General features: G+C 70.3%; 18 protein-coding genes and 1 pseudogene. 12 read left to right on the top strand and 7 right to left on the bottom strand.

Going from position 1 to position 21,191, the window contains the following annotated elements; all coding sequences use genetic code 11:
- The first annotated feature begins 6 nt into the window (after positions 1–6).
- The 3 genes from ASD79_RS04220 (at position 7) to ASD79_RS04230 (ending at position 2,179) form a co-directional block, all read left to right on the top strand.
- The gene (locus ASD79_RS04220; RefSeq protein WP_056719755.1) at positions 7–1,314 is read left to right on the top strand and encodes an amidohydrolase family protein; all 1,308 of its coding nucleotides are present in this window, start codon (positions 7–9) and stop codon (positions 1,312–1,314) included.
- A 257-nt stretch (positions 1,315–1,571) separates the two neighbouring features.
- A complete protein-coding gene (locus tag ASD79_RS04225; protein ID WP_056719756.1) occupies positions 1,572–1,757 on the top strand; it encodes a hypothetical protein in 186 nt (61 codons plus the stop codon).
- 179 nt (positions 1,758–1,936) lie between these two features.
- Positions 1,937–2,179 (top strand): hypothetical protein, encoded by a 243-nt coding sequence (locus ASD79_RS04230; RefSeq protein ID WP_056719757.1) that lies wholly within the window; start codon positions 1,937–1,939, stop codon positions 2,177–2,179.
- Here ASD79_RS04230 and ASD79_RS04235 read toward each other — a convergent pair whose 3' ends face one another.
- The 5 genes from ASD79_RS04235 to ASD79_RS04255 all read right to left on the bottom strand — a co-directional run bounded on the left by ASD79_RS04235 (position 2,180) and on the right by ASD79_RS04255 (position 7,482).
- The gene (locus ASD79_RS04235; RefSeq protein ID WP_056719758.1) at positions 2,180–2,689 is read right to left on the bottom strand and encodes a GNAT family N-acetyltransferase; all 510 of its coding nucleotides are present in this window, start codon (positions 2,687–2,689) and stop codon (positions 2,180–2,182) included.
- Positions 2,690–2,800: 111 nt separating this feature from the next.
- Complete coding sequence (locus tag ASD79_RS04240) at positions 2,801–3,400, bottom strand: TetR family transcriptional regulator C-terminal domain-containing protein (protein ID WP_056719759.1); 600 nt, start codon at positions 3,398–3,400, stop codon at positions 2,801–2,803.
- A gap of 253 nt (positions 3,401–3,653) precedes the next feature.
- Positions 3,654–4,820, bottom strand: coding sequence for an aromatic ring-hydroxylating dioxygenase subunit alpha (locus ASD79_RS04245; protein WP_156400352.1), 1,167 nt, complete (start codon positions 4,818–4,820; stop codon positions 3,654–3,656).
- 157 nt (positions 4,821–4,977) lie between these two features.
- On the bottom strand, positions 4,978–6,621 hold the full coding sequence (locus ASD79_RS04250; protein WP_056719760.1) for an NAD(P)/FAD-dependent oxidoreductase: 1,644 nt from the start codon (positions 6,619–6,621) through the stop codon (positions 4,978–4,980).
- A 216-nt stretch (positions 6,622–6,837) separates the two neighbouring features.
- Positions 6,838–7,482: a glutathione S-transferase gene (locus ASD79_RS04255; RefSeq protein WP_056719761.1), complete on the bottom strand. Its 645-nt coding sequence runs from the start codon at positions 7,480–7,482 to the stop codon at positions 6,838–6,840.
- A 109-nt stretch (positions 7,483–7,591) separates the two neighbouring features.
- Between ASD79_RS04255 and ASD79_RS04260 the strand changes: the two genes are divergently transcribed.
- Positions 7,592–8,158 (top strand): TetR/AcrR family transcriptional regulator, encoded by a 567-nt coding sequence (locus ASD79_RS04260; protein WP_082584790.1) that lies wholly within the window; start codon positions 7,592–7,594, stop codon positions 8,156–8,158.
- A gap of 15 nt (positions 8,159–8,173) precedes the next feature.
- On the opposite strand, the gene ASD79_RS04265 is transcribed toward ASD79_RS04260, so the two are convergent.
- Entirely contained in the window at positions 8,174–8,389 is a 216-nt protein-coding gene (locus ASD79_RS04265) for a hypothetical protein (RefSeq protein WP_056719762.1), read from the bottom strand.
- Positions 8,390–8,496: 107 nt separating this feature from the next.
- Between ASD79_RS04265 and ASD79_RS04270 the strand changes: the two genes are divergently transcribed.
- The 5 genes from ASD79_RS04270 to ASD79_RS04290 all read left to right on the top strand — a co-directional run bounded on the left by ASD79_RS04270 (position 8,497) and on the right by ASD79_RS04290 (position 16,756).
- The gene (locus tag ASD79_RS04270; RefSeq protein ID WP_056719763.1) at positions 8,497–10,791 is read left to right on the top strand and encodes a glycoside hydrolase family 3 N-terminal domain-containing protein; all 2,295 of its coding nucleotides are present in this window, start codon (positions 8,497–8,499) and stop codon (positions 10,789–10,791) included.
- A 329-nt stretch (positions 10,792–11,120) separates the two neighbouring features.
- Positions 11,121–12,056 carry a Gfo/Idh/MocA family protein gene (locus ASD79_RS04275; RefSeq protein WP_056719764.1) on the top strand — a complete coding sequence of 312 codons (936 nt, stop codon included), beginning with the start codon at positions 11,121–11,123 and terminating at the stop codon, positions 12,054–12,056.
- Positions 12,057–12,195: 139 nt separating this feature from the next.
- Entirely contained in the window at positions 12,196–13,986 is a 1,791-nt protein-coding gene (locus tag ASD79_RS04280; protein WP_056719765.1) for a type I secretion system permease/ATPase, read from the top strand.
- Entirely contained in the window at positions 13,983–15,344 is a 1,362-nt protein-coding gene (locus ASD79_RS04285; protein WP_056719766.1) for an HlyD family type I secretion periplasmic adaptor subunit, read from the top strand. The genes ASD79_RS04280 and ASD79_RS04285 overlap by 4 nt, the downstream gene beginning before the upstream one ends.
- A gap of 434 nt (positions 15,345–15,778) precedes the next feature.
- A complete protein-coding gene (locus ASD79_RS04290) occupies positions 15,779–16,756 on the top strand; it encodes a helix-turn-helix domain-containing protein (protein WP_235524315.1) in 978 nt (325 codons plus the stop codon).
- Between the two features lie 35 nt (positions 16,757–16,791).
- Here ASD79_RS04290 and ASD79_RS24880 read toward each other — a convergent pair.
- Positions 16,792–16,904: pseudogene (locus tag ASD79_RS24880) on the bottom strand (hypothetical protein); the annotation flags it as partial.
- A gap of 139 nt (positions 16,905–17,043) precedes the next feature.
- Here ASD79_RS24880 and ASD79_RS04295 point away from each other — a divergent pair.
- The 3 genes from ASD79_RS04295 to ASD79_RS04305 are packed head-to-tail and all read left to right on the top strand — an operon-like array spanning position 17,044 to position 20,974.
- The gene (locus tag ASD79_RS04295) at positions 17,044–18,678 is read left to right on the top strand and encodes a DUF4173 domain-containing protein (protein WP_082584791.1); all 1,635 of its coding nucleotides are present in this window, start codon (positions 17,044–17,046) and stop codon (positions 18,676–18,678) included.
- 2 nt (positions 18,679–18,680) lie between these two features.
- Positions 18,681–19,397 (top strand): response regulator transcription factor, encoded by a 717-nt coding sequence (locus ASD79_RS04300; RefSeq protein WP_082584792.1) that lies wholly within the window; start codon positions 18,681–18,683, stop codon positions 19,395–19,397.
- Positions 19,394–20,974, top strand: coding sequence for a HAMP domain-containing sensor histidine kinase (locus tag ASD79_RS04305; RefSeq protein ID WP_056719768.1), 1,581 nt, complete (start codon positions 19,394–19,396; stop codon positions 20,972–20,974). Before ASD79_RS04300 ends, ASD79_RS04305 begins: the two co-directional genes overlap by 4 nt.
- Positions 20,975–21,191 lie beyond the last annotated feature (217 nt).

Below are 21,191 nucleotides of genomic sequence, written 5' to 3' on the forward strand. Positions count from 1 at the left end.
TCGCGCATGACCCTCCGCACCGCCCTGATCGCCGCCGCCCTGATCGCCGCCGCCCTCCTGGCCACGGCCCTGACGCTCGCGCCGCTCGCCGCGCATGCCGCCCCCCTCTACGTCCGCGCCGGCAAGCTGGTCGACACCCTGGCCGGCAAGGTGCTCACCGACCAGCTCATCACCATAGACGGCGACCGCGTCGTCTCGGTCGTCCCGTGGAAGACCGCCCCCACCGACGGCAAGCTGATCGATTGGTCGCGCCGCATGGTGCTGCCCGGCCTGATCGACATGCATACCCACCTGGCCGACCAGGAGCAGACCGAGAACATCGCCGAGCCGCTGCTGACCACCGCCGCCGAGCAGGCCTATATCGGCGCCGCCCACGCCCGGATCACCCTGATGGCCGGCTTCACCAGCGTGCGCGACGTCGGAACCTGGCGGGCCTTCAGCGACGTGGCCCTGCGCGACGCCATCGACGCCGGCCTGGTGCCCGGACCGCGGATGTCGGTGGCCGGCGCCTACATCACCATCCCCGGCGGCGGCGGCGAGATCACCGGCATCGCCGGCGATGTGAAGATTCCCGATGAGATGCGGGTCGGCGTGGTCGAGGACGAGGCCGACGCCCACAGAAAGGCTCGAAGCATCCTGGCCCACCACGCCGACTTCCTCAAACTGATCGCCACCGGGGCGGTGCTGACGGTCGGCACCAAGCCGGGCCAGCAGGAGCTGACCGAGGGCGAGATGCGCGCCGCCGTCGAGGAGGCCGCCCGGCGCGGGACCTACGCCACCGCCCACGCCCACGGGGCCGAGGGCATGAAGTCGGCGATGCGGGCCGGGGTCCGCTCGATCGAGCACGGCTCGCTGATGGATGACGAGGCCATCGCCATGATGAAGGCCAAGGGCGTGTTCCTGGTCGCCGACATCTATGACGGCGACTGGATCGACGCCTACGGCAAGGCCCACGCCTGGCCCGCCGAGACCCTGCGCAAGAACTACGAGACCACGGAGGCCCAGCGCGACGGCTTCCGCAAGGCGGTCAAGGCCGGGGTCAAGATCGCCTACGGCACCGACGCCGGGGTCTATCCCCACGGGCTGAACGGCCGCCAGCTGCCCTACATGGTCCGGTACGGCATGACCCCGATGCAGGCCATCCAGTCGGCGACCACCGTGGCGGCCGAGCTGATGCGCAAGACAGACGTCGGGGCGGTGGCCCCGGGGCGCTACGCCGACATGATCGCCGTGGACGGCGACGCGATCGCCGACATCTCGCTGCTGGAGCACGTGGGATCGGTGATGAAGGGCGGGGTGGTGGTGAAGGAGTAGGGACGCGCTTCTTGAACCTTCTCCCGGAGGGGAGAAGGAGGGGCCCGCGCCGATAGGCGTGGGAGGATGAGGGGTTACGCCCTATCGGCCCATTCCCTGCCGGCGCGCCGTCAGGCGGCTAAACCCCTCACCCTCCCATTGCTACGCAATGGGTCCCTCCCTTTCCCTCTGGGAGAGGGGTTTCCAGGGTCGGGGTCGAGTCGCCCCGCCTCCACCCCTTAAAGCTGAGCTTAACCTTTGAAGCGCAGCCTCACGCCATGATCACCAGCCTCCTCACCGCAACCGGTCGCATGGTCGTGTGGTTCGGCGGGATCCTTCCCCTCGGCGATCGCCTGCTCGACTCGCGTTTCCGCGACGACGAGGGCGAGCACCTGATGTGGGGCCTGGGCTTCTATGTCAGCCTGATCCTCGGCGCGGTGTCGTTGTTCGCCTGGCGGCATTAACGGGTAAAACGACGCGGCGAAGCTTTCGCGCGCCATAAAGTTGCCCGCTGATTCACCATTGGTCCTCTTGGCCCGGCCCCTGCAGTGTGCAATGCAACATGATGTTGCCGTGCAGCATTGAAACAGCTGTCATGTCGGCCCTGTAAGAACGACGCTTAGCCAGTCCGAGGAGTTTACCCATGGCCTACGAACACAACTATTTCGTACGACCCGTCTCCGGCGTTTGGCACGTCACCTGGAACGACGCCCCCGAGCTGATCGGCTCCTACCCCTGCCAGCCGGAAGCCGCCGCCGTGGCCGAGCTGCTGGCCAGGCACATGCACACCCAGGGCAAGACCGCCAAGGTCCACATCTCCGAGCCCGAAGCCCGCCGCGCCACCTGGGGCCGCAGCATCGTCAACGCCGCCCAGGCCGCCGCCTGATCACGTCGGGCGCGGCCGGTCGCGGTCGAGCCTGAGGTAGACACTGTCGCACCACTGGTCGCCGACCGTCCAGGTCCGCGTCGCCCGTCCCGTCTCCCGGAAGCCCACGCGCTTCAGGAGCGCCAGGCAGGCGGCGTTGCCTGGATCGACGTCGGCGGTCAGGTGGTCCGCCCGTTCCCGGAAGGCGTGGGCGACGAAGGCCGATAGCGCTTCACGTCCGAGTCCCTGGCCCCAGGTGTCGCGCGACAGCAGGAAGCCGATTTCCGACGCCTGCCAGAGCCCCAGCTTGCCGATGACCCGGCCGTCCAGTTCGACGATGTAGTCGTCGCCGGTCGATGCGGGCAGGTCGATCATCGCGGCCAGCCAGCACCGGGTGGTTTCGAGGTCCGCATGCGGCGGGGTCGACCAGTATCGCATGGTCTCGGGATCGGAGAAGATCGCGTGGAGGGGCGCAAGGTCGCTTTCGCGGGCCTTGCGCAGCAGCAGCCTGTCGGTCCGGATCTGGGTCACTGTCGGCGCGCTCCTAGAGCATTTTCGAGCGAAGTGGATACCGGTTCGCGTGAAGAAAATGCGTTAAAACAAATACCTAGAGCCCCGGCCTGATGAAATCAGGTCGGGGCTCTAGGTTGGTGACGCCAGATACCCCGCCAGCAGCCGTTCGGCCACGGCCCCCGCCTCGGCGGGCGTGAACACCGTGTCGTCCAGGCACAGCTCCAGCCACAATCCATCCACCACCGCCGTCAGGCCGATGGCGGCCAATCTCGCGTCGACGCGCGGGTCGCAGGCGGTCAGCAGCTCCTCGAGCCGGGCGCGATAGCCGGCATAGGTCGCGCGGTGGATGGCGGCGATGGCCGGGTCGACCTTCACCAGGCTCCAGAAGGCCAACCAGGTGGCCAGCAATCGCGGATCCAGCACCGGCGGGGCGAAGCTGGCGACCAGATAGGCCGACAGGCGCCGGCGCGGATCGTCGCCCGCCGCCGCGACCGCCGCTTCCAGGGCCGCGTCGATCAGCGCGCCGGTCGCCGCGTAAGCCTCGGCGACCAGGGCGTCCACCCCGTCGAAATAGTGCCGCAGCAGTCCGGCGCTGACCCCCGCCTCGGCGCAGATCGTCCGCACCGAGGCCCCGGCCACGCCCTTGGCGGCCAGCACCCGGCCGGCGGCGTCGATCAGGGCGGTGCGGCGGACGTCGGCGGTCTCGCGGGTGAAGGGGGCGCGGGTCACAGTTCCCGCCCATGAGCGCCAACAGGACCTGTCATCCCGGACAAGCGAAGCGCAGATCCGGGACCGCCGGAAGCGCCGGCGCTCATGCGTCGGTCCCGGATCTTCGCGCTGCGCGCTCGTCCGGGATGACAGCACAATAAGGTCGTCATCCCCCGCTTTATGCGGGGGACCCAAGCGGCGCCTGACGCCAAAGCCGATCCCGCTTGGGTCCCCCGAACAAGTCGGGGGATGACGGATGTTTGTGAAGTGATCCTCACCACCCCTCCGGCGGCCGGTGCAACCGCGCCTGCGGGATCAGGGCCCGCAGCTTGCGGCCGAAGCTGCGCAGGGACACCTCCGTCTCCGCCAGAGGCCCCGCCGTGAAGCTGCGCGACGCCATGCCCTGCTGCACCCGGGCCACCAGCTGCGTGTCCTCGGCGTTGACCTGGCGGTTGATGCGCCAGTTCAGGTAGCGCGCCGCCCTCATCTCGCGCCGCGCGTCGGGCAGGGCGTAGGCGATCTCGCGGATCATCGTCTGGGTGGGCGAGACCGGGATGAACTGCATGAAGTCGACCTGGTCAGGATAGATGTCGAAGGCCTGGTTGGGCCAGAGCTTGAAATAGGTCCACAGCCGCTTGCGCTCGGCCGGCAGGTGTTCCACGTCGGGCAGGACGTGCTGGTACATCCGCTCGGACGGGTTGCGCGACGGCTCCTCGATCAGCTCGCCCCACATCTTGTCGACCCAGGGCGCGGCCTCGACGCCGTAGCCGCGCCCGAACAGCCGGGTCAGGCCGGGATGGGCGACGGGAATGTGCAGGCCGTCGGAATAGTTGTCGCTGATGTTCTTCCAGTTGACGTCGCGCGGCCGCAGGGTGACGCGGCCGAACGGGACCATGTCCTCGAAGCGGTAGGGCGCCAGCTCGTGGTCGTAGGGGGCCATCATCTGCGCCACCGACGGGCCCTCACCCTCGAGGCGCACGAAGACGAAGCCGCGATAGACCTCGGTCTGGACGGGGGGCAGGCCCTGCTTGTCCATCTCCAGGGCGGGATAGGTCTCGCGGTGCGGCACGCCGATCAGCCGGCCGTCCAGGTCGTAGGTCCAGGCGTGGTAGGGGCAGACCACGCGGCCACAGTGACCGCTGGGGCCGTCCAGCAGCCGCGCGGCGCGGTGCCGGCAGACATTGGCGAAGGCTTTGACCTCGCCGCTCTTGCCGCGCACGACGAAGGTGCTCTCGCCCAGGAAGTCGAAGGTGTGGAAGTCGCCGGATTTCGGGATGTCGTTGAGGTGGCAGACGATCTGCCAGGACGGGCGCAGGACCTTGTCCTGCTCCTCGCGGAAGAAGCGTTCGTTGGCGTAGAGCCAGCCGGGCAGGCCCCAGTCGGCGTCGGGATCGTGGTTGGCGGCGTCGGGGTTGTGGTTGGGGAGGATGTTCATATCCATCTTCAGCCCTCGTTGAATCCGCTCATCCCGGCGAATGCCGGGACCCAGATCCCATAGCGGTGTGGCTGATGGGAAAGGCTCAGCGTTATTGGCGTCAGCCTCAAAGCCATTCCATCTGGGTCCCGGCATTCGCCGGGATGAGCGGAGAATTTTTGCATCACCGCCCCGCCAAGCTCAGCTTCACCGCCGTCGCGAAATCCCGGTCGCGCAAGATCTCCCGCGCCGCGTTCCGTCCAGGATTCCCAGACACCCCGCCGCTCGGATGGCACCCGGCTCCGCACATGTAGAGCCCCTTGATCGGCGCCCGGTGGCTGGCGTGGCCCAGCACCGGCCGCGCCGCCCACAGCTGATCCAGCGACATGTGGCCGTGCATGATGTCGCCATTGGTCAGGCCGAACTTCCGCTCCAGGTCGAGCGGCGACAGGATCATCCGGCCCAGGACGGAAGCCTTGAAGTTCGGCGCCCAGGCATTGACCGTGTCGATGATCAGGTCGGCGGCGGCCTCGCGCTCCTCGTCCCAGGTGCGGCCTTCGCCCAGGTCCCAGGCGAACTGCTGGCAGAACAGGCTGGCCACGTGCTGGCCGGGCGGGGCCAGGGTGGAGTCCAGGGTCGAGGGGATCAGGATCTCGACGATCGGCTTGCGGCTGATCCCGAACGCCTTGGCGTCGCGATAGGCCTCGTCCATGTAGTCCAGGGTCGGCGACAGCACGATGCCGCACTGGTGGTGCTCGGCGCTCTCCTTGCCCGGCAGGCAGGTGAAGTCGGGCAGTTCCGACAGGGCCACGTTCATCCGGAAGGTGCCCGAGCCGTTCTTGTAGCCCTTGATGGCTTTCTTGAACGGGGCGGGCAGGGCCGAGGGCGCGACCAGCTTGCCGTACAGCAGCGACGGGTTGAGGTTGGACGAGACGATCGGGGCCCGGAACTGGCGGCCGTCGACCAGTTGCACGCCCACCGCCGTCTTGCCTTTCGGGCCGTCCTCGACATGCACCGCCTCGACGGGCGCCTTGAGCAGGATCTCGACGCCCTTGGCCTGGCAGGCCCGGGCCATGGCCTGGGTGATCGCCCCCATGCCGCCGATCGCGTGGCCCCAGGCGCCCTTCTTGCCGTTCACCTCGCCGAAGGTGTGGTGCAGCAGCACATAGGCCGAGCCGGGCGTATCGGGGCTGGCGAAGTTGCCGACCACGGCGTCGAAGCCGAAGCTGGCCTTGACCGCGTCGCTCTCGAACCAGCCGTCGAGGAAGTCGCGGGCGCTCTTGGTGAACAGGTCCAGCAGGTCGCGCTTGCGTTCCAGGCTCAGGCCCGCCAGCCGCGAGCCTTGGCGCAGGCCCCGCAGCAGGCCGGGCAGGCCGTCGGTCAGGTTGGGCGGGGTCTCGCCGGCCAGGTCGCGCAGCACGTCGCCGATCTCGTCGAGCATGTCGTAATAGACGGGGAGGGCGGCGGCGTCCTTTTCGGAGAACTTGCGAAACTCGGCTTGCGTGCGCTCCAGCCCGCCGCCGAGTTTCATGTAGGTCGTATCGTCGATCGGCAGGAAGTTGGAGATCGGCCGCTCGACGATCTTCAGCCCGTGGCCGTGCAGGTCCATGTCGGCGATGACCTTGGGCGACAGCAGGCTGACCGTGTAGCTGGCCACCGAGTTGCGGAAGCCGGGGTGGAACTCCTCGGTCACCGCCGCCCCGCCGACCACCTCGCGGGCCTCGCAGACCGTGACCTTGAGGCCCGCGCTGGCCAGGTAGAAGGCGCAGACCAGGCCGTTATGGCCCCCGCCGATGATGATGGCGTCGCGGTGCTGGACGGTGGGCATGGCGGTGGTCTCCCCGGGTATCCGGAGAGGTTGCTATACGAGTGTAAAATAGACAAGGGATAAGCCGCGCCAGGTCCTCCCCCTGTGGGGGAGGTGTCGGCGAAGCCGACGGTGGGGGGAGTGATCCGGTCTCGACCGCATCCCGGATCGACGACCCTAAAACGCCCCCCACCGATCACTTCGCGATCGCCTCCCCCACAGGGGGAGGACTTGCCATCAGGCCGGGTTCTTCACGCTCGGCCGGTCCTGCAACCGCGCGTTCCAGGCGATCAGCGCCGTACAGTCCTCGGGCACGGCCAACTGGGCGTAGCCGGCGAACACCAGGCCCTCCAGCACCGTGATGTCGGCCATCGAGAACGCCTCGCCGGCCACATAGGGTTGGCCCCGCAGCACCCTGTCGAAATAGCGCATGCCGGCGATCGCCTTGTCGCCCTGTTGGCGGCCCCATTCCTCGCGGCCGGCCCAGTCGGGGTTCTTATAGGCCTGCAGCACGGGACCCAGGCCCGGAGTGGCGTGGTGGAAATAGCCGCCGATCGCATCGATCAGCTCGGACTCGGCGCGCTTCTGCATCATGTGGATGACGCCCTTCTCGCGCGGTGTCCTGCCGGTCAGGATCGGATCGCCGTCGAGGTTGTCGAGATATTCGGTGATGGCCGTGCATTCGGAAATATGGAGGCCGTCGTCGAGCTCCAGCACCGGCACCGTCCCGGTCGGATTGATCGCCAGGAAGGTGTCCTGCTTGTGCTCGGCGCCGGGCAAATCAACCTTCACGAAGGTGACTTGGCCGGCCAGGCCCTTCTCGGCCAGGGCGATGCGGATGCGCAGCGGATTGGGGAAGCCGGGGATGTCATGGATTTTCATGGGTAAGGCTTTCTGAGTTGTCTACCTATCGATAGGTAGATGGCGCAATAGGGTCCTTTCACTTGGCGGAGTCAACGCCTATCTACCGATAGATAACTGGAGCGACGACGTGAGCACGACCGACACGCGGGAAACCATCATGGGCGTGGCCAAGGCCATGGTGCAGGCCCGGGGCTACAACGCCCTGAGCTTTCGCGAGATCGCCAAGGACGTCGGCATCAAGAGCGCCAGCATCCACTATTACTTCCCGACCAAGGGCGACCTGGGGGCGGCGCTGGCCAAGCGCTATACCGATGACGCGGTCGGCTATCTCGAGAGTCTGCTGGCGGTCGACCTGGATCTGGAGACCCGCTTTCAGCGCTATGTCGCCATCTTCCGCGCCGCCCTGCTGAACGATAATCGCATGTGCCTGTACGGGATCATGGCCGCCGAATACGGCGACCTGCCACCGGAGGTCCGCGCCGCGGTCGATGGTTTCAGCGAGGCCAATGTCCGCTGGCTGGTGCAGGTGCTGGCGTTGCGTAGTCCTGGCGCCGACGAGGCCCGGCGCCGTCGGGACGCCCTGGCGGTCTTCGCGGCCATAGAGGGCGCGCAACTGGTGGCGCGCGGGCGAGGCGACATCGCGGTGTTCGACCAGACCGTGGACGCCTACCGGGCGGCGGGGTTGCTGCCTTAGGGACCGCCTACCCGTTCAGTCCATGCGCCCCTCGATCACCTCGGTGCGGGAGAACACCTCTTCCTGGCCGTCCTGCAGCAACTCCTCGAAGTCGTCGCGGTCGCGCTCGGCCTGGGCCAGCACCAGGCGCAGGGCGTCGACCTCGGTGTCGGCCTCGACCACGGCGCTGCGCAGCGGCGCCTCGGGCGGGGCGTCGCCCAGTCGGACATCGATGCGCCAGCGGGTGGTCATGCGACTTCTCCGGGTTCGGGGCGTTTGGTTCGCTCCTGGGGTAACGCACCATTGCACCCCGCGGCGTTTCTGGCGAGTTTGGCGAAAGCTTGAGTTGGGGAGATTCCATGGCGGACGGTGAGCGGCAGGGTCCCCCCGGGCAGGGCGTGGGTCGGCGAGCGGTCCTGGCCGGCGCCGGGGGCCTGGCGGGTCTGGCGCTGTCGGGGAGGGCCACGGCCAGGGCGGCCTCGTCGCGGGTCGAATCCCTGATCGCCCAGATGACCATGGACGAAAAGGCCGGCCAGCTGTCGTGCTATTCCGACATGATCCGCCCGCCGATCGGCGACATCAACCCGCTGGTCAACGCCCGCAACACCCAGCAGATCCTGGCCGACACCCGGGCCGGCCGGATCGGCACGCTGATGAACGGCGTCGGCGTCGAGGGCGCGCTGCTGGCCCAGACCGCCGCCGTCGAGCATTCGCGGCTGGGTATTCCCCTGCTGTTCGCCGCCGATGTGATTCACGGCTTCAAGACCATCTTCCCGATCCCCCTGGCCGAGTCCGCCAGCTTCGATCCCGTCCTGGCCGAACGCACCGCGCGGGCCGCCGCGGTCGAGGCCTCGGCCCACGGCCTGCACTGGACCTTCGCGCCGATGGTCGACGTGGCCCGCGACCAGCGCTGGGGCCGGGGCGCCGAAGGCTCGGGCGAGGACGTGTTCCTGGGCGAGGTGATGGCTCAGGCCCGGGTGCGCGGCTTCCAGGGGCGCGACCTGACCGCCAACGACAGCCTGCTGTCGACCGCCAAGCACTTCGCCGCCTATGGCGCGGTGATGGCGGGGCTGGACTACAACACCGTCGAGCTGTCGGAAGAGACCCTGCGCGAGGTGCACCTGCCGCCGTTCAAGGCCGCTTTCGACGCCGGCTGCCTGTCGGTGATGTCGGCCTTCAACGACATCAATGGCATACCGTCCACCGGCAACCGGCGCCTGCTGACCGACATCCTGCGCGGCGAGTGGAACTTCAAGGGCGTGGTGATCTCCGACTACACCGCCGACCAGGAGCTGGTGGCGCACGGCTTCGCCGTCGACGACCGCGACGCCGCGCGCCTGGCGATCCTGGCCGGCGTCGACATCAGCATGCAGAGCGGGCTCTACAGCCGCTATCTGCCGGGCCTGGTGGCGTCGGGCCTGGTGCCGATGGCGGCGGTCGACAACGCCGTGCGCCGGGTGCTGAGCCTGAAGGAGACCCTGGGCCTGTTCGACCGGCCGTTCCGCTCGATCGACCCCAAGGCCCAGGCCGCCCAGACGGCGACCCCGGCGGCCCGGGCCCTGTCCCGCGAGGCGGGCGGCAGGTCGATCGTGCTGCTGCGCAACGACGGCGCCCTGCTGCCCCTGCCGGCCAAGGGCAAGCGCATCGCCCTGATCGGCCCCTTCGCCGAGGACCGCGACAACATCCTGGGGCCGTGGGCGTTCTTCGGCGACAAGGCCCTGGGCGTCGACCTGGCGACCGGAATCCGCGAGGCGATGGCCGACCCGTCGCAACTGATCGTCGCCAGGGGCTGCGACGTCGAGACCCTCATCCCTGGCGGCTACGACAAGGCCGTGGCCGCCGCCAGGGCCGCCGACGTCGTGCTGCTGGCGGTGGGCGAAGGCCAGAACATGTCCGGCGAGGCCCAGTCGCGCACCGAGATCGGCCTGCCGCGCGTGCAGCAGCAATTGGCCGAACTGGTCGCCGCCGCCGGCAAGCCGACGGTGGTGCTGCTGCGCCACGGCCGGGCCCTGGTGCTGGAGGGCGCGGTCAAGGCCGCTCCCGCCATCCTGGCCACCTGGTTCCTGGGCACCGAGACCGGCCACGCGGTGGCCGACGTGGTGTTCGGCAAGGTCAATCCTTCCGCCCGCCTGCCGGTCAGCTTCCCACACGAGAGCGGCCAGGAGCCCTTCGCCTACAACCATCGCACCACCGGCCGTCCCGCGCCCCAGGCCGACGACAGCCAGGAGTACAAGGCCCGCTGGCGCACGACCCGCAACGAGGCGCTCTATCCGTTCGGCCACGGCCTGGGCTACGCGCCGTTCGCGCTCAGCGACATCAAGCTGTCGACCACGCGCCTGGCCTGGACGGGCAAGCTGGTCGTCACCGCCCAGGTGGCCAACACCGGCCAGCTCGCGGGTGAACATGTGGTCCAGCTCTATGTCCGCGACCGCGTGGCCAGCCGCACCCGGCCGGTCCGCGAGCTCAAGCGCTTCGTCCGCGTGGCGCTGCGGCCCGGCGAGAAGCGCGAGGTGCGCTTCAGCCTCGAGCGCAGCGCGCTGATGTTCGTCGGCGACAACGACCGGTGGATCGCCGAGCCGGGAATGTTCGATCTGTGGGTGGCCAACAACGCGGTGGACGGGCTGGCGGCGAGCTTCGAACTGCTGGGGGCTTAGGGGAGAATCCCTCTCTCTWWGAGAGAGGGAGGGGCCCGCCGCCGAAAGGCGGTGGGAGGGTGAGAGGTTTCACCCTTGCCAGAAAATCCCCATTCGTTTTCGCCGATTGGCCCGATGAGTTGATCGACGGGCTAGACGTCTCCGCAGTGGCGACCTGTCGGTCCCCAACGCCCGTCTTGTTCTGAAAGACTGTAACCTCTCACCCTCCCACCGCTTCGCGGCGGGCCCCTCCCTCTCTCTWAGAGAGAGGGAATCCAATGGCGTTTGACATCCAGGCCGTGGCCAAGCATTTATCCTACAAATAGCATTTCCCAGAGTCGCGAGGCCCCATGACCGCCGCCACACCCATCCGCGTGGCCCTGATCGGCCTGGGCAAGATCGCTCGCGACCAGCACCTGCCGGCCATGGCCGCCGATCCGCGCTTCGACCTGGTCGCCGTGGTCAGCCGCCACGCCGAGCAGCCGGGGCTGCCGAACTTCCATAGCCTGGACGACCTGCTGGCCAGCGGCCTGGCCTTCGACGCCGTCGCCCTGTGCACCCCGCCCCAGGTGCGCCACGGCCTGGCGCGCCGGGCCCTGGAGGCCGGCAAGCACGTGATGCTGGAAAAGCCGCCCGGCGCGACCCTGAGCGAGGTCGAGGACCTGCGCCAGGTCGCCCAGGCCCACGGCGTCACCCTGCAGACCACCTGGCACTCGCGCCACGCCCCCGCCGTGGCGCCAGCCCGCGACTGGCTGGCCGGCAAGACCATCACGGCCGCCCGCATCCTCTGGAAGGAGGACGTCCGCGTCTGGCATCCGGGGCAGGACTGGATCTGGGAGCCGGGCGGCCTGGGGGTGTTCGACCCCGGAATCAACGCCCTGTCGATCGCCACGGCCGTGCTGCCGCGTCCGTTCTTCCTGACCAGCGCCACCCTGCACGTGCCGGAGAACCGGCAGTCGCCGATCGCCGCCGACCTGGCCTTCGTCGACACGGCGGGGGTGGCGATCTCCGCGACGTTCGACTTCCTGCAGACCGGTCCGCAGAGCTGGGACATCGAGGTCGACACCGACGGCGGGCTCTTGCGCCTGTCGCACGGCGGCTCCCGGTTGTGGATCGACGGCGCCTTGGTCCACGAGCAGCCCGAGGCCGAGTATCCGGGGCTTTACGCCCGGTTCGCCGAACTGATCGCGCGGGGCGAGTCGGATGTCGACGTCACGCCGCTGCGCCACGTGGCCGACGCCTTCCTGCTGGGGCGGAGGGTCGTGGCTCCGGCCTTCGTGGAATAGAGTCCCGAGGCGGACGCCTGGACGTGACGTGGTTCTTGCATAGTTGGCGGCCTCAACGTTAGGTACCGTCCGAGGGCGTGATGCGGACGTTCGGCCAATATGCCGAGGGGAGATTGCGGGCGCTCTGGGGGAGAGACGCGTGAAGTTCCTGGACGCTCCGTTGCCGCCGCCGCTGGCCGCCGCCTTGCGCGCCTGCAAGCCGCACTTCATGGCCGTCGCGGCGTTCAGCGCGATGATCAACGTGCTGCTGCTGGCCCCGACCATCTACATGATGCAGGTCTATGACCGGGTGGTGCCGACCGAAGGCCGCCTGACCCTGCTGTACCTGACCCTGATCGTGGCCTTCGCCCTGGGCACCCAGACGGCGCTGGAGTCGGTGCGCTCGCGGCTGCTGACCCTGGCGGGCCTGCGCCTCGACCGGCTGCTGGCCGGCGGCATCCTCCAGAAGCTGATGAGCGCCATGGCGCCGGGGTCGTCGTCGCAGGGCATGCGCGAGTTCGACATCATCCGCCAGGCGCTGTCCGGGCCGGTGGCCACGGCCGCTTTCGACATTCCCTGGACGCCGATCTACGTGCTGGTGGCGTTCATGATCCACCCGGCCCTGGGCGTGCTGACCGTCGCCGGCGGCGTGGTGCTGGTGACCCTGGCGATCCTCAACGAACGCGCCACGCGGTCGCGCAACCGGGAAGCCTTCATCGCCCAGGCCCAGGCCTACGCCTCGCAGGAGGCGGCCGCGGCCAACGCCGAGGTCGTGCGCGCCCTGGGCATGCGCGGCGCCCTGCGCGAGCGGCAGCTGGCCGATCGCCGCACGGGTCTGGACCTGTCGGCCAAGGCCCAGTTCACCGGCGGCGGCTATGCGGCGGCCACCCGGTTCACGCGGATGTTCCTGCAGTCGGCGGCCCTGGGCCTGGGCGCCTGGCTGGCGGTCGAGAAGCAGATCTCGGCCGGGGCGATCATCGCCGCCTCGGTGCTGCTCAGCCGCGCCCTGCAGCCGATCGAACAGGTGGTCGGCGCCTGGACGGTGGTCGGCCAGGCGCGCGGCGCGCTCAACAACCTGATCAAGCTGTTCCCGAACAAGGGCCTGGAAGTCTCCGGCACCCAGCTGCCGGTTCCCACCGGGGCCCTGGCCCTGGAGCAGGTGTCGGTGCGCGCGCCGGGCGAGGGGCCGGTATTGCTGCGCGGGGTGTCCCTGCGCCTGTCCCCGGGCGAGGTGCTCGGGGTCATCGGCCCCAGCGGCGCGGGCAAGACCACCCTGGCGCGGCTGGCGGCCGGCGCGATCACGCCCGACGCCGGCACGGTGCGCCTGGACGGCGCCAACCTGACCGACTGGGACGGCGACCGCCTGGGCCGCCACATCGGCTATGTGCCGCAGGACTCGGCGCTGATCGCCGGCTCGATCAAGGACAACATCTCGCGCTTCGCGGTCTGGGCGGGCGAGGGAGCGGGGAACGGCGTCGCGGCGATCGACGCCGCCGTCGTGGTCGCCGCCCAGGCGGCCGGCGTCCACGAACTGATCCTGCGCCTGCCCAGCGGCTACGACACCGTGCTGGGGGCGGGCGGGCGAGGCCTTTCGGCGGGGCAGGCCCAGCGCGTGGCCCTGGCCCGGGCGCTGTACGGCGCCCCGTCGCTGCTGGTCCTCGACGAGCCCAACTCGGCTCTCGACGCGGACGGCGAACTGGCCCTGAACCAGGCGATCCTGGCGGCCAAGTCCCGCAGTGCGGCGGTGATGATCGTCGCCCACCGCACGGGCATCCTCAACATCGCCGACCGCCTGCTGGTGCTGCGCGAAGGCCAGGTCGAGCGGATCGGCCCCCGCGCCGAGGTCGTCGCCCAGATGGCGGCCGCCGCGAAGAACCCGCCCCGTCCCAACGGTAACCCCAACCCCACCTCCACTTCCACCGCCGTCGCCCTGCAGGCCGCCAAGCCATGACCGCCATTCCCCCGACCTCAGCGGCCAACCCGATGGCGGTCCCGCCGCGCCTGTCCGACGACCCCGTCCGGATGATCCGCATCGGCGGCGTGGTGGCCGGCGTGTTCTTCGTCGGCTTCCTCGGCTGGGCGGCGTTCGCGCCGCTCGACGCCGGGGCCTACGCCCACGGGGTGATCGCGGTGGCGGGCAACCGCCAGGCCGTCCAGAACCGCGAAGGCGGCGTGGTCACCGGCATCCGGGTCAAGGAAGGCCAGGCCGTCGTCAAGGGCCAGGTCCTGCTGGAGCTTTCGGCCTCCGAGCTGCGGGCCAGCGAGCGCGGCATGACCGGCGAGATGCTGACCCTGTTGGCCCAGCGCGCCCGGCTGATCGCCGAGCGCGACCGGCAGGGCGGCTTCTCGGCCCCGCCGGAATTCGCCAGCCTGCTGCCCGAGGACCAGCCTCTGGCCGCCGACGCCCTGCGGCTGCAGCGCTTGCAGTTCCAGGCCCGTCGCAACGCCCTCGACACCCAGCGCGGCGTGCTCAACCAGCGCGTCCTGCAACTGGGCCAGCAGACCAGCGGGGCCGAGCGCCAGCTGGACGCCAACCGCCAGCAGCAGCGGCTGATCGAGGAGGAACTGGCCGGGGTCCAGGAACTGGCTTCCAAGGGCTATGCGCCCAAGACCCGGGTCCTGGCCCTGCAGCGCAGCGCCGCGTCCCTGACCGGCGAGGACGGCGCCTATCGCGCCCAGATAGCCCGCTCCAACGAGGCGGTCGGCGAGACCCGGCTGCAGACCCTGTCGCTGGAGCGCGAGCGCATGGAGGAGGTCGCCGGCCAGCTTCGCGACGTCCAGGTGCGCCTCGACGACCTGCAGCCCAAGGTGCTGGCCGCCCGCGAGCAACTGGCCCGCGCCACCGTCCGCGCCCCGGAGGGCGGCAAGGTGGTGGGCCTCAACGTCTTCACGGTGGGCGGCGTGGTCTCGCCGGGCCAGACCCTGATGGAGATCGTGCCGCAGGACCGCCGGCTGGTGATCCAGGCCAAGGTCTCGCCCAACGACGCCGACGACCTGCGACCCGGCCAGAAGACCCAGATCCGCTTCACCTCGCTGCACGAGCGCGACCTGCCGCTGCTGAACGGCACCCTGACCGAACTGTCGGCCGACAGCTTCACCGACGAGAAGACCGGGGCGCAGTATTTCCGCGCCGAGGTCGCCGCCCCGCCGTCGGAACTGGACAAGATCCGCCAGCTTCGAGGCGTCCAGTCGGGCCTGCAGGCCGGGTTGCCGGTCGAGGTGCTGATCCCGCTGCGCAAGCGCTCGGCCCTGGCCTACCTGCTCGAGCCTCTGACCCAGACCTTCTGGCGCACGGGTCGCGAGCACTAGGCGCTTCGGATGCGTCGTGAGCGGATGAAATCAGGACAATAAAAAAGGCGGGCCTCCCCCAAGGCCCGCCTTCAGTTTGTCCCCCCGCGGGGTTTGGGCGACGCTGGACGCGCCGCCAGTCGCTGGCTTGCGCGGCTGCGCCGTTCTCCGAGCTGATGGCGTGTGCGGCCGTCACGTCGGGGCGTGGGTTTCCCCTGGGCGTTCGCGGTCGAAGACCGGTGTTCACTCAGCAAGGCCGACACCTGTAAGGCTTTGAGCGTCATAACCGTTACATCCGGGTTCCATTTTCTTGATCGGGCGTCTCAAAGAAAAACCATCCTCTCGCGCCCTGCGACGAACGCCCGCATTGGGCGAGGCTGGTAAATGCATGATCGTGCCTTGGGGGAGGCCACATGAGTGAAACCGAGACGCCGCGAGGAGGTTCACGCCAGTCCTTGGCGCGAACGAATTTCAGCACACGGCACGTTCCGCCGGACGAGCGGCACGACCTTTATCGCCGCGAAGTCCTGACGGCGCTGGACGCGTGCGATCCCGAGCCGGGCTTTTCGGCCGACATCACGTCCCTGCGCCTGGGCCCCCACGCCTTCTACGTGACCGAAACCGGCGGCCAGGCCATGTTCCGGACGCCGGAGATGATCGCCGCCGACGGCCATGACGCCTACATCGTCCAGTTCAACATCGCCGGGTCGCACACCGGCGATTTCGACGGCGTGCCCTTCGCGGCCGGACCCGGCGAGGTCGGGATCTGCGACCTGTCGCGGCCGATGCAGCTGCGAAGCACGGCCGTGAAGGTGCTCACCACCTTTCTGCCGCGCGCCCAGGTCAGGGCGGTGGTTCCGGACATCGAACTGCACGGCATGGTGCTGGACGGCAACCGCGCCGGCCTGTTGATCGAGCACCTGACCTCGGTGACCCGCTGGTTTCCGCAACTGATCCCCGAGACCCTGCCGGGCATCACCCGCGCCACCATCGAGCTGCTGGGCGCCTGCCTGGCCATGGAGGCCGGACGGGCCGATTTCGGCGTGCGCGAGTCGCCCGTGCTGTTGCGGGCGCGCGGCTATGTCGAGCACAACCTGCTGGAGCCCAGTCTCAACCCGGCCAAGATCAGCGAGGCGCTGGGCGTGTCGCGCTCCACCCTCTACCGATTGTTCGAGCCGCTGGGCGGGGTCACCGGCTACATCTGGGAGCGCCGCCTGCACCTGGCCCGCGCCGCCCTGCTGGACCCCAAGCGGGCCCGGCGGATCAGCGAGATCGCCTTCCAATGCGGCTTCAGCAGCGAGGCCCATTTCAGCCGCAGCTTCCGCAAGGCCTTCAACATCCGGCCCAGCGACCTGCGCTCGCTGCAGCCCAGCCTCGCCGACGAGCCCGACAGCCCGTTCTCCAAATGGACCGAGGCGGCGAGGAGCGCCTGAGGCCTGCACGGGACGTCCCCTTTGCTATCGCTGTCCTAAATTCGGTTGTCATCCCGGAAGCCTCGCAGAGGCTGTCCGGGACCCAGGGGCCGGCGCGATGCGGTGGCCCTGGGTCCCGGCTCTTCGCTGCGCTACGGCCGGGATGACAACAGCGGGGTGGGCTCCAAGGCCAGGATCCCGAGCCCTGCACGAAACCTGCACATGAAACCGGCCTGACGGGCGCCGGAGCGGCGGGTTGGTCTCGACGCCCGGCGGGCATTCCAGGGTCTCCCGATCCGGAGCCCGCCATGCCCCCTTTCCGCCGTCCCCGCGACCTGTCCTTCGCGATCAAGGCGAGCGCCGCCGTGGCCCTGGTCGTGGCCGCCGACCTGCTGTTCTACGGCCACCCGTTCGGCGCGACGGTCGGGGTCTTCGCCCTGCTGCTGACCCTGGCGGCGACCCTGCTGCATCCCGCCGCCCGTCGCGATCCCAAGGCCCTTTTCGCCCTGGCCGCCGCCGCCGTCCTGGCGCTGGTCCAGGTCGAGGCGCCCAGCCTGCTGGCCTCGCTGCTGTTCTGGGCCCTGCTCAGCCTGGCGGTGCTGGCGCCGCGCGCCCAGGGTTTCGACGACGCCTGGCGGTGGTCGCAGCGCCTGCTGGCCCAGGCGGCGGTCGGCCTGGTCGGCCCGTGGCTCGACCTGCGCCGGGCCCGCCGCGCCGGCCGGACCGGACCGCGCGGACGCTGGAACCAGGTCGTGCCGCTGCTGGCCCTGCCGGTGCTGGGCGGGGCGGTGTTCCTGGCGCTGTTCGCCGCGGCCAATCCGGTGATCGCCAACGCCCTGGCGGCCCTGCGCCTGCCCGCGCTTGGTTCGGACTTCGGCTGGCGGGTGATGTTCTGGCTGACGGTGCTGGTCCTGGTCTGGGGGGTGCTGCGGCCGCGCCGCCGCCGCATTCTGCCGGTCGGCAAGGCCAGGCGCGGCGTCGTGCTCGCCGGCGTGCCCGTGGCCTCGGTGGTGCTGTCGCTGATCGTCTTCAACGCCCTGTTCGCCCTGCAGAACGGCCTGGACGCCGTCATCCTGTGGGGCGGGGCCGGGCCGCCGGCCGGCCTGACCCTGGCCGAATACGCCCATCGCGGCGCCTATCCCCTGATCGCCACGGCGCTGCTGGCCGGGCTGTTCGTGCTGGTGTTCCTGGCCCCCAGCTCGCCGACCGCCAAGGTTCCGTCGGTCCGGGTCCTGGTGGTGGCGTGGGTGGCGCAGAACCTGTTCCTGGTGGCCTCCAGCATCCTGCGCACCCTGGACTATGTGCAGGCCTATTCCCTGACCCGCCTGCGGATCGCCGCCCTGGTCTGGATGGGGCTGGTCGCCCTGGGCCTGGTGCTGGTCTGCTGGCGGATGCTGCGCGGCAAGAGCGGGGCCTGGCTGATCAATACCAACGCCGCCGCGGCCCTGATCGTGCTGGTCGGCGCTTGCGTGGTCGACCTGGGCGCGGTGGCGGCGGCCTGGAACGTCCGCCATGCCCGCGAGGTCGGCGGCCAGGGACCGAGGTTGGACGTCTGCTACCTCAACCGGCTGGGCGCGTCGGCGGCGGTTTCGCTGGTGCGGCTGGAGCGCGGTCCGTTGCCCGAGGGGCTGGACGACCGCGTCGCCGCCGTGCGCGAGGAGGCGGTTCAAGCCCTGCGGGACCGGCAGGCGGCCTGGCGCGGCTGGAGCTGGCGCGGGGCGCGGCGGCTGGCCCGGGTCGACGCGCTTCAGGCCGGGCGGCCGGCGGCCGTCAGCGCCTGGGCCCCGGACGGCCGCGAGTGCGACGGCGCGCCGCTGCACATGTCCGAAGGCGCCACCATGCCGGAACCGCCGGCGCCCGAGCCTGTCGGGCTCGCCACCTCTCCCCCGTTGACCCCATCCCCGTTGACCCCATCCCCGTTGACCCAGGGCGCGGAGCACTGAACATGGGCCGCATGCAGCGCACGATCCTGATCGTCGACGACGACCCCCACATCCGCCAGCTCCTGGTCTTCGCCCTGGCCAAGGCCGGGCTGGAGACCCGCGAGGCGGCCGACGGCGAGGCGGCCCTGGCGGCGGTGGCCGAGCGTGCGCCCGACCTGGTGGTGCTGGACATCAACATGCCGCGCCTGGACGGGCTGGAGGTCTGCCGCCGGCTGCGGGCCCAGGGCGACCTGCCGATCCTGTTCCTGTCCTCGCGCGACGACGAGATCGACCGGGTGCTGGGCATCGAGCTGGGGGCCGACGACTATGTGGTCAAGCCGTTCAGCCCGCGCGAGGTGGTGGCCCGCGTCCAGGCCATCCTGCGGCGCACAGGCGCCAAGGCGGGCGAGGTGACCGGGCTCGACGGCACGATCAGCCGGGGCCGGCTGAGCCTCGACCCCGAGGCCTGGAGCGCCCGGTGGTCGGGGGCCGAGGTGTCGCTGACGGTCACCGAGTTCACCATCCTGCGGACCCTGGCGACGACCCCGACCAAGGTGTTCAGCCGCGACGCCATCATCGACCGCCTGCGCGGTCCGGGCTTCGCGGTCACCGACCGCACCATCGACAGCCACGTGCGCAACCTGCGGGGCAAGTTCGCCGGGGTCGGCGGCCACGACGTCATCGAGACCCGGGCCGGGATCGGTTACCGCCTGGGGGCCTGCGTCGGCGCGCAGGCGTGAGCGAGCAGTTACGCGGCTGGGTGCGGACCTGGTGGCCGCCGCTGCGGCTGCGGGTCATCCTGCTGACCGTGCTGCTGTTCGCCGCCGCCATGCCGGCCATCGGGGCGGTGTTCCTGCGCACCTACGAGAACACCCTGGTGCGCCAGACCGAGGCCGAGCTGACCTCGCAGGGCGCGGCCCTGGCGGCGGCGGCCGGGGCGCTGTGGCCGGGCGCCGTGCGCGACTCCACGCCCGCCGACCCCGACGCCCGCGACGACCCCGGCTATTACCGCCCCGAGAGCACCAGCATCGACCTGCGCACCACGCCGGTGCTGCCCGAGCGTCCGGACGCCGCGCCCGCTCCGCCCGCCGACCCCCAGGCCGTGGCCGCCGCCGACCTCCTGGAGCCGATCCTCGACCAGACCAGCCGCAGCACCCTGGCCTCGATCCTGATCGTCGACCGCCACGGCGTGGTGGTGCGCGGCCTGGGCCAGGGCGGCGGGCTCTCGGCCCTGCCGGAGATCCAGGCGGCGCTGGCGGGCCATTCACGCACCGTGATGCGCCGCAACGGGGCCTATCATCCGCGCTATTCGTTCGAGTGGCTTAGCCGAGCCTCGTCCCTGCGCCTGCACCACGCTCGGCCGGTGCGGGTCAACGGCCAGGTGGTCGGGGCGCTGCTGCTGTCGCGCTCGCCGCGGGCGCTGTTCCGGGGGGTCTACCAGGACCGGGGCAAGCTGCTGGCCGGCGGGGCGGCGACGATCCTGCTGCTGGTGCTGCTGTCGGGCCTGGTGTCGCGCGGCGTGACCCGGCCGATCGAGGCGCTGAGCGCGGCGTCGCGCGGGGTGGCGACCGGGCAGGGCGAGGTGCCGGAAACCCCGGCCACCGCCGCCATCGAGATCCGCGACCTCTACCAGGACTTCCGGGTGATGGCCGACGCCATCGCCGTGCGCTCGCGCTACCTGCGCGACTTCGCCGCCGCCGTCAGCCACGAGTTCAAGACCCCGCTGGCCGGCATCACCGGGGCGGTCGAGCTGCTGGACGACCATTTCGACACCATGAGCCCGGAGGAGCGCCACAGGTTCCTGGGTAACATCTCGGCCGACAGCGCCCGGCTGTCGCAGCTGGTCGGGCGGTTGATGGACATGGCCCGGGCCGACATGGCCATGCCGCAGGCCGGGGTGGCGTGCGACGTCGGCTCGCCGGCCCGGCGGGTGGCCGACGCCCAAGGGCGCGACATCGCCGTCGTCCTCGACCTTGCCGCCGACCTGCCGCTGGTGGCCGCCCCCGAGGCGACGGTGGAGACGGTGCTGACCACGCTGGTGGAGAACAGCCGCCAGGCCGGGGCGCGGACGGTGACGATCCGGGCGGAGGCGGTGGGCGAGGCGGTGGTGCTGCGGGTCAGCGACGACGGCCCGGGGGTTCCGCCGGCCGACCGCGACCGCCTGTTCGAGCCGTTCTTCACCAGCCGCCGCGAGGCCGGCGGCACCGGGCTGGGGCTGTCGATCGCGCGGTCGCTGCTGGCGGCCAGCCAGGGGCGGATCGGGCTGGTGGAGGGCGAGGCGGGGGCGGTGTTCGAGGTGAGGTTGCCGAGGGGGTGAGGTTTGGAGGTGTGGTTTGGGAGGCTGGGCGGATGGGTGGTTTCGACCCTGAGCGGACGTTCGAACGGTCAGCTTTCGAAATCCGAAACCCTCTCGTCCCTCCCCCCTGCGGGGAGGGTGGCCCGCGTAGCGGGTCGGGTGGGGGTCCGGTGCAGGGCCGTTCGGGAGGGAAAGGCGATCCGTCCGAAACCCACCCATCGCGGCCGTTCGGACCGTC

This window comes from Caulobacter sp. Root655, assembly GCF_001427665.1.
Lineage (GTDB): Bacteria > Pseudomonadota > Alphaproteobacteria > Caulobacterales > Caulobacteraceae > Caulobacter.